Consider the following 9,288-nt stretch of genomic DNA (forward strand, 5'->3'; position numbering starts at 1 on the left):
TTATAATTGCGTGGTTTGTGCATTGGCATTGTAGCGTGATGTGAATTTTTCGAGATACCGCTGACCCCAAGCTAAGAAAGTGCAGACAATGGCATACAGAAGCGCAACGATTGAGTACATCAGTAATGGTTGGTAATTTTCCGCCGCGATTTGTTGGCTGACTTGAAACATTTCGACAATGGTGATCGAGGCAGCAAGGGATGTGTCTTTGATCAGGCTGATGAAACTATTTGACAGTGGCGGGATGGCCGTTCGTAGTGCTTGAGGAATAATGATTTCGCGCAGCACCAGTCGCCGCGGCAATCCAATTGCATAAGCCGCTTCCCATTGCCCGGAATCAATCGACAACAGCGAGGCGCGGATCGTTTCGGCACAATACGCCCCCGTGTTAAGCGAGAATGTTATAATTCCCGCGGCCACTGGATCTAGCTTGATACCATGCGGGAAAATACCCGGGATGATGAGGCTGGGTAAGCCGAAGAAAACGATGAATAACTGTACCAGCAAAGGCGTTGAGCGAAAGAGCCAAACGTAAAAAACGGCGATTCCTTTTGCGATTCGGATCAAAACACCTTTACGAACCGATATGCGCGTCAATGCGGTTACAAGTGCGATGATCAGGCCGATCGCAAATGACACGAGTGCAATTGGAATGGTGTATTTAATGCCGGCTGCTATCATTTGCGGAACTGCATCGGTAATAATTTTCCACATAATGTTCCTCCCAAAATAACAATATATGCAGATGTTGATACTCAAGCGAATTCTTTAGTCGGGCAACCCGATATAGCATTTTGACTTCAAACTTCATTGAGGCCGAGGAGGGAACAAAAAATCCGCCCTTGCCTATTTAATAGACAAGGACGGATTCTTTCCGCGTTACCACCTTGATTAGTCGAAATGCTCGACTCGCTCTAAGTACGACACATCTTGATGTGTGATACTCTAACTCAGTAACGGGAGTGCCCGTCAGTTGCTTGCGGTCGCCGTTTGCAACTGAATGCTTTAAAAGACCATCTTCACCAGTTCCCGATCATTGTCTTTCACCAAAATGACAACTCGCTGAGGATCTTCGCCTGGGTACTCATCTTTTCGCTTCTAAGATATTGACATCACATTAGGCTAAAAAACAACTGTTGTCAATAGCCGGTGACAAATCGTAAGCTGTACAAGGTTGATATACGATGAGAACTGCTTTGACGAGGGCTTAGGCAAAAATGCGCTTTTCTCATTAAACGATGTACATCGGTGACGGCTACCCACTAGTCAGTTGACGGATGATCATCCAAAAAGGCGAACTTGGCAGATGGTTGATCCAAACTAAAGCATAAAGCCGTGGCACATTTTTAGGCCTAAAGTCCAGTGACTTTGTTTGTAAGATGCGGTATATTAATGTCGGAGTAGTTAAAAGGGATATTAATATTTTAGTGTTTAAGCGGAGGGTTAAGATGAAAAAGGCATGGGCGTTCGGCTTAGCTGCCATGCTTGGCTTGGGTGTATCAACGGTAATGGCTGATCAGGCATCGGCTTTTGCTGCATCAGCGCCGCCAACAGCAGCGGACACAACCACACAAAAGATTGATACTGACCAAAAGAATACGGACGATCAAACTTGTGTACAAGATGATATATCATCGGAAGCTAATCAAACGCCGGTGATTACCGTAGCAGAGACCAGCGAATCGGTTATCAATGACAGCTCGGCATCAAATTCCGGCAGTCAACAAGATGAGCAGGCATCGGAGAGCAGTCAAGTGTCTGAGAATTCCTCAGCCACGAGTAGCAGGGATGCGAACGCAACAACAGAAGCTGGGTCTAAAAAGACAGATGCCAAGAGTGAAGCATCTAGCAGTTCAGTACCTACAATTAAAACTGAGCAGGAGAGCAATAAAGGTTCCAACCAACCGAAGACGAAACATACTGCTGAAGAACAAGCTATGGTGGTAGCAGCGCAGGCAGCGACGCACGACAACATTCATGTGAAGATGGATCAGGGGGTTCAGGCTGTTACCCAGGGAACTGATGACTTCACGATTTCTGATAAGCCGCATAATACATTGGAGCGACTGTGGCAGGCGTTAATCGAATCCGTTGCACACCGGCAACAATGCCCAATCAGCTTTGAAAATCGGTTGATCATGACCACGCCGACGACTAATCTTGCCTTTATAAAAGATTCATTGACGCCGGTTAAGAAGCACATTAAGGCAACCTTTTCTGATGATATGCTGAAACGGATGCTTCAAAATGATTTTTTGAAACCGCTTCAGCTAACGTTTAAGGACGTTACCAAGACGCTTAACCAAATAATGTTAGTTCTTGTCATCATGCCAGATAGTTCAACTTCGCAAGAATAAAGAAGCTTTGAAGGATTATGATAGCAGGTAAAAGGCAGGTACCGAAGACTTAGAAGTGCAGTCTTCGGTACCTGCCTTTTTATGGATTTAGCGTTTGTAGACAATATCCGGTCATCAGCTTGGAATTAAGCTGGCTTTTGGGTTGATCGGATATCGTGTACTAGCTTAGTTTTGTTCAGCTTCGAGATGAGTTGCTGCGACTGCTCTGCGAACTTTGACGGCATGTGCGACGAGGCCAAGGACGAGACCCACACCAGCCGGCACGAGCCAGCCGAGACCCATTGCGGAAAATGGTAGAAAATGAAGCTGGAAGCTATGCAGTGCCAAGCCTAACGAACTTTGACTGACAATGGCGGGAAAAGCTGCAAACATGTCGAGCACAGCCGGAACGACGGTGAATGCTACAACGATTCGGTAAACCAGCGGATCGTGATGGAACGCTTTGCCAAAGACCGATAGTAAGATGAGAACCATTGAGAAAGGATATAGGAACATCAGCATTGGAACGGACCATGCAATGATTTGTTCAAGTCCGAAGTTGGCGGTTAAGAATGACAGAAAACTTGTCAATCCAAGCCAGACCTGATAGCTGACTTTAGGGAAATGCCGGTGGAAGTCCTGCGCGAATGCCGCGACCAAACCTACCGCGGTGGTCAAACAGGTCAGCGTTAGCAAGGTTGCCAAGACAGCGTGGCCAGCAGTACCAAAGTAGAACGTAACCACCTGATTAAAAGCAGTTCCCCCTTCAGCACTAAGCTTAAAGTGGGCCAGAGACATACTTCCTAAGACGATCAAGGCAACGTAGATTAACGCGATCCAACTCGTAGCCATGACCCCAGCCTTAGCCGTTGCTTTGGCGACATGATCATCGTTTTTCAAGCCTAAACCGCGAACCGCCGTTACGACAGTCACACCAAAGGCTAAGGCAGCAAGCGCGTCCATGGTATTGTAACCCTGCAGGAAGCCGCTCATGAAACTGCCGCCATTTTTGTATGCGGCCGTTACCGTTTGGGCAGCCGGATTCCCCATTGGATGTAAGAAACCGATGAAGAAGACGAAGAATAACAATAGTAAGAAGACGGGATTTAAGACTTTACCAACAGCTGTGGTGATTTTGCGTTCCTTGTATGACAGGAAAAAAGCAGCCCCAAAGAATAAAGCCGAAAAGACAAGCAAGCCGCCTTGTTGCCAGGCTTTTGGTAACATCGGTAAGACGCCGGTGGTGAAGGAAACAGTGGCAGTCCGCGGCGTGCCGAACATTGGCCCGATCGTGGCATGAATGAGCACCATGAACGCTAAGGCGAAAAAGCGGCCAAGTGGACGGCCAATATCATAGACACCTTCAGCATGCGTTGCGGCGATGGCCAAAACGCCTAGTAATGGTAATGCAACGGCGGTGACCAAAAATCCGAGCATTGCCGGGAACCAATTGGCCCCAGCCAGTTGCCCTAAATGTAACGGGAAAATTAAATTGCCGGCGCCAAAGAAAAGGCCAAACAAAAGCGATGCAATGACGACATAATCACGTGTTTTGAGTTTCTTTTCAGATAATTCCATTGAACTGCCTCCAATAAAAATGTTTTAAGTTGCGTAACGTTTAAAGCGTTTGTCATCGGTTTAATGTGACTAATGTCAGATTCCAATTGCATCACTTCCTTAATTGAGATACGTGAACGGTTCAAGCTTGTTCCCACAACGGAGATAGACGAAAAAAGCCGCCCTTAGCATTTGCTAAGGGCGACTTTGCGCGGTACCACCTTAATTCACCATAGCCAAAAATGGCCTAGTCTTCATCGCATACGGTCAAATGACGATATGCTAGCACTGTAATGGGTGCCCCCATGACACGTTACTGAAGGTTCGGTGTCCTGCTTGAAAGGGATATTCGCTATGCCCTGAATGCTTCCTCACACCAACCGAAGCTCGCTGAATCCATGAACACAACTACTTGTCTTTCGCGTTGCATTTGTATTTGATTTTCAGTCTAGCATGATTTGGTTTCATGTCAATCACTAATTGAAAATTAATTTTGAAAGCAAAATTGAAAAAAGGGCAAAAGTTGTGAAATATCAAAGATTTTGAAGCCTTGGGTGGGTAGAAATTTTTGGGTGATCGGAAAGGCGCAGGCAAAAAGATTTACAGAGTCCTAACTGCTACTCGGGTTAATTTCTGCCGAAAGTCCAAATGAGTCGTTTTAAAACAGATGAGTAAAACCGACTTTTCGATTAAACGATAACAAGCGTTAGATAATGCTTAAAATAGTATATTTCGTTTATTTAGTCGCCGTGAAGCTTTCTTAGGGACGATTATTTGTAAAAAATGAGTGATGGGTTAAGAAATACAACGTGATTGGGAACTGAGTTAACAAGTAAACGTATTCTTTGATTGCTCAAACACCATCATGTTATATTTAGGTCAGTAAGATAGATAGTAAACTATAGGCAAAGCAATACGGAGGGAATAAAGTAATGAAGAAAGTTAATTGTATTGCAGCGGGTATTTCCGCTTTGACGCTTGCTGGCATGATGCTCCCTGTTGGACAGGTTTTTGCTGCTGATCAAAGCAAGAAGTCAGTCGCAGAAATAAATGTTGAAGCTGGCGTTTTGACGCTTGAAAAGGTTCCGGACTTAAGGTTTGATAAAGTCAGTATCGCAGAGTTAGCAGGCGACACGGGCGTTACCAAGAATCTGATTGATAATTCAGTGTCAGACCAAGGCCCTGTTAAAACGAGTGGCGCTAATGCTGCTAATGCTGATGGCAATAACACCGGTGAGCTCACTATCACTGATTATCGTGGAAGTGGTCTGGGCTGGGAGCTGACAGCACAGGTTGGCGAAATGATTAACGGCGCTGGACAGAGCTTAGCAGGAAGCATTGTGCTTAAAGGTTCGACACCAGTTGTAGATGGAAGTACGCCTCAGAGTGTAAGCCCTGATACAGAAGTAATTTTACCTATCAATGGTGCGGCAGTCACAATTTGGAAAGCTGCAGCTAAACAGGGACAAGGGAAGAACACTTCAACATTTAAAGCTAACGGTGGTACGAAGATAGAACTAGCTTCCAACAAGACCGCTGTTGCTGGGCGTTACCAAGCTCCAATCACTTGGACCTTGTCCGATGCACCTAAGTAATTAAGCAACTATTTCTGGGGCAGCGGTCAATCGCTGCCCTTTTCATAACCGTGGGGATAAGATTATGAGAAAAAAACTTTTACTAGGTCTGCTGGCCTGCTTGAGCTTCCTGTGGTTTGGCACCCATCAGCAAGTGCATGCAGCTGAAGGCGCAGGTTTTACAATCAGCCCCGCATTACCGCAAAATCAGATTGATCAATCAACGTACTTCAATTTACTGGTAAAGCCGGGTAAAACCCAGCGGCTGCTCATTTATGTTAAAAATACGACGAAGACAGCTAAGAAACTTAAAGTCAGTCCGGTGAGTGCGTTTACGCAAACCAATGGCACGATTGGCTACTACCCCAATGATCACAAGGATGATACGGCTGAATATACGTTTTCACAATTAGCCGGTGAGCCTAAGACCATTGATCTAGCTGGGGATGCTCAGGTGCCGGTGACGTTTGATGTCAAGATTCCGGCAAAAGGCTTTACCGGTCAGATCCTCGGCAGTTTGTATGTTGAAGATCCAACGGTCCATAAAAGCGGCGGCGGAGGGATGGCGATTAACAACAAATTTGCCATGCTCATCGGGGTGGTTTTGCAAACTTCAACGACCGAAGTAGCACCCGATCTTAATCTCATGGCGGTTAAACCAGGGTCACAGGATAATCGAGCCGGGGTGTTGGCTACTATTCAAAACACCAAGCCACGTTTATTTGGCGACATGACAGTGGACGGTAAGGTTTATCGCCAAGGTTCAGATAAGCCATATTTAAGCCGAACGGAAAAGGGCTGGTCATTTGCCCCGAACTCACATTTTGATTACGCACTTCCTTCAAAAGAGGCACTTTCGCCGGGCACGTATACGCTAGATTTAACAGTCAAAGCGGTCGATAAAACCTGGCACTGGCGCCGCAACTTTACTATTACGCGTCAGCAATCTGAAGCCATTGAGCAGAAGCTGGGAAGGGAAGCACCGCAAAAGCCGTGGTTGTGGATTATCATTGCGGTCGTCCTGGCGTTAGTGATTCTCGTCTTGCTGTGGCTGGTTTGGCGGCAGCGACGCAAAGGGAGGGAGACTGATGAAACAAAAGAAAACTAACTTCTTGATGATGCTACTTTTGCTGGCACTGTTCATGATGGCGGGTACCGCAACTCAGAGCGTGCATGCCGAAGTTTCTGTGGCTCAAGTTGAACTCACCGGAGAAATGCCAGCCCTCAATCCTGAGCAACCCGCAGTTCCCGAGCCCGGGAAGCCACATCAACCTGAAGATAAGGGACAGCAGCCAAGACACTTAGCGGCCACTGACAAACGTTTACCGCAAACCGGTGATGCCGTGCAGGTGTGGTATGTCGTGATTGGGCTTGAAATTCTAATCATCGTTTTATTGTCCGCACTGCTCATACACGGCCGTTCACGGCGAGGAGGTCAAAAATGAAGAAGAAAATATTCATCATAACCTGCCTTGCCGTGATGATCAGCATGGTGCTTGGGCCGCTGCAGACCGTGATGGCGGAAACACCAAAATGGCCAAGCCCGGGATTAAACAACAAAGTGAATGTTTATCCTATACCGGGAGCGGGGACGTTCACTAGCATAAATGGCGTTTTTGACAAAATCGAAGGAAGCAATTCAGCTCCGATCAATGTTAATAATGATACAGTGGCGCTGGAATTGAATGCTGATAAGGACGCTCAGGTTGGGGCGATGTGGAGTAAAAAACCAATAGTCGATTTGACTAATAACTTTACGCTTGACCTGCAAGTATATTTTGGCAACAAGATTTTAAATGGTGCGGATGGACTTGCATTTGCACTAACAGGTACCAGACCTACGAACGCAGGAATTAACGGGGCTTCGCTTGGGGTTTGGGGCGGCGCAGATGGGAGCAGTGCAGCGACGATTGCTGCTCAAGGACTTCAAAACAGTTTTGTCGTTGTTGTTGACACACACAAAAGTGAGAATGATCCCGATGCGCTTTATCCAAATTTGCTTGAGAATCACCAGTATGTTGGCTCAGGTTATCCCGGAAAAACTGAGATGTACGGTATTCAAAATAATAAATCAAAGCTCAAATTCGGGGCGGCCCTGATGCCACCTAGTTATGTTAATCAAATTAAAAACAACATTTCGAATGACAAATGGCATCGTTTGTCAATTAGTTGGCAGGCTTATCCAGAAGGCGGAGGGGCTTTGACTTACAGTTTTAGTAATACAAGCAGCACGCCAGCCCAAACGATTACGCAAACCGTCAAATGGACGGAAACCGAAATGGACAATATCTTTGGCCAGAAAGTAAGACAAGTTTACCTTGGTTTTACGAGTGCATCCGGCCCTAAAGTCCTTATTGACTCATATATGGAACCGCATCTCATTACCATCAAAAGCCTAGCTGATTTCAATCAAATTAAAGGCGCCGTAACCCTTCAGCGTGGGACAGAGCCAGTAGTAGAGGACACATTGTTAAAAATCGGCGACAAGCTCACTTATCGTTACGTCATTGATGTTGCTAATCTGGAGGGTTCAGAATGGCCAGTTAATCAAATCATATTACCCAAAGGCAAATATTTTGACTATCTGAAGCCAGATGGGAAACCTGCCGTTGCGGGTGACAAATTGCCGGTTTCGATTACGGTAAATGGCCAAACCGTTCCGGCAGAAGCAACGGTGCAAAGCGATGGCAATTCAGCAGTAATGACCGATCTCGGGACATTGCCAAAACGGGCTGATAGCAAACTTGAATTTAGTTTGCCAGCGGTGGTTAAACAACACACATTGACCAGCAATTTGAAGGTTGATAATGATCCTACAGGTAGTGTCACAGGTGGTGCAACCACAGCGAAAACCTATACGTTTGTCAATACGGCTGATCAAAAGGACGGTAAGTTTATTAAATATGTCCTCGCAGGAGAACCGGGAGCTGTCACTTTGAAGAGTGTTCCGAGCTTTGTTTTTAAAAAATTTGTGAAGAAAGGCAGCGAAGATCCAACCAACGTAGATCCGACAGTTGCTGATTTTATTCAAGGCTTTCCAGGACAAGAGACTTTTCCAACAACGATTTCAGAACTTGATTTGTCCAAGTGGTTAAACACGCTTGATTCAGAGGCACCTTCTCAAGGAGCAACAGGTAAAATTCTCAGCGTCACTGACACAAGGCTGAATAAGCCGGGCTGGCATTTGCAAATGAGTTTATCACCATTCACATTAGAAGATGGCAGTTACGTCTTAGGCGACAACGGCAACGCAAACGGGGGTAAAGCAGAAATGGTTATCGCTGAGAATAAAGATGGTGAACAAAAGGTGACTGAAATTGCACGGGTAAAAGACGATGGAAACACTGTCACGGTAAAAAACATGCCTCCTGGCGGCAGTGATTGGTCACTCGGAACAGAGGCAATGCAAACGCAAGCCTTCATGTCGATTCAAAAGACGCCATCCGTTCGCACCGGGCTGTATCGTTCAACGGTAACCTGGACATTATCGGCTACTCCTATGCCTTAACAACTGAAAATGACATTGAAATGAACAGATAATGAGGATATGATGTGTGTATTCTATTGTTGTTGAAAACTGTCATTTGAGTTGAAAAGGGGTTCAGCTATGAAGAAAAATTCACCGAAGCTAGCACTTCTAGTAATCAGCATTGTAGCAGCAACACTTGCTGTCGTCTCTCAAGCACCCATTCACGTTTTAATTGCGAGTGTTAGTCACTTCGGTTAAGGCACCTTATCTCCTGGATCAAACGCTGAAGCCGCGGAGAAACGCAATGCGCTAATTTTAATTAAAGACCGTGTGATTAAGAGTTCAACCTCTT

At 45.9% G+C, this 9,288-nt stretch carries 7 protein-coding genes and 1 other annotated feature; of the genes, 5 read left to right on the forward strand and 2 right to left on the reverse strand.

The annotated features are described in order from the left end of the window. A complete protein-coding gene (locus ACWP87_RS09900) occupies positions 1-714 on the reverse strand; it encodes an amino acid ABC transporter permease (protein WP_014569173.1) in 714 nt (237 codons plus the stop codon). A 142-nt stretch (positions 715-856) separates the two neighbouring features. Next, positions 857-1,102: a binding site (T-box leader), on the reverse strand. Positions 1,103-1,448: 346 nt separating this feature from the next. Between ACWP87_RS09900 and ACWP87_RS09905 the strand changes: the two genes are divergently transcribed. Beyond that, a complete protein-coding gene (locus ACWP87_RS09905; protein WP_014569174.1) occupies positions 1,449-2,357 on the forward strand; it encodes a hypothetical protein in 909 nt (302 codons plus the stop codon). A gap of 165 nt (positions 2,358-2,522) precedes the next feature. Here the strand turns inward: ACWP87_RS09905 and brnQ are convergent, their stop codons facing one another. Then, on the reverse strand, positions 2,523-3,914 hold the full coding sequence (brnQ, locus tag ACWP87_RS09910; RefSeq protein WP_014569175.1) for a branched-chain amino acid transport system II carrier protein: 1,392 nt from the start codon (positions 3,912-3,914) through the stop codon (positions 2,523-2,525). Between the two features lie 911 nt (positions 3,915-4,825). Here brnQ and ACWP87_RS09915 point away from each other — a divergent pair. From ACWP87_RS09915 to ACWP87_RS09930, 4 genes are all read left to right on the forward strand, one after another. Next, positions 4,826-5,488 (forward strand): WxL domain-containing protein, encoded by a 663-nt coding sequence (locus ACWP87_RS09915; RefSeq protein ID WP_014569176.1) that lies wholly within the window; start codon positions 4,826-4,828, stop codon positions 5,486-5,488. 64 nt (positions 5,489-5,552) lie between these two features. Continuing rightward, entirely contained in the window at positions 5,553-6,575 is a 1,023-nt protein-coding gene (locus ACWP87_RS09920; RefSeq protein WP_014569177.1) for a DUF916 and DUF3324 domain-containing protein, read from the forward strand. Further along, positions 6,556-6,912, forward strand: a complete 357-nt coding sequence (locus tag ACWP87_RS09925) for an LPXTG cell wall anchor domain-containing protein (RefSeq protein WP_014569178.1) — start codon at positions 6,556-6,558, stop codon at positions 6,910-6,912. Before ACWP87_RS09920 ends, ACWP87_RS09925 begins: the two co-directional genes overlap by 20 nt. Next, the gene (locus ACWP87_RS09930) at positions 6,909-8,975 is read left to right on the forward strand and encodes an L-type lectin-domain containing protein (protein WP_014569179.1); all 2,067 of its coding nucleotides are present in this window, start codon (positions 6,909-6,911) and stop codon (positions 8,973-8,975) included. Before ACWP87_RS09925 ends, ACWP87_RS09930 begins: the two co-directional genes overlap by 4 nt. The last annotated feature ends 313 nt before the right edge of the window (positions 8,976-9,288 follow it).

The sequence above is a fragment of the Lacticaseibacillus sp. 22 genome, from assembly GCF_055413445.1.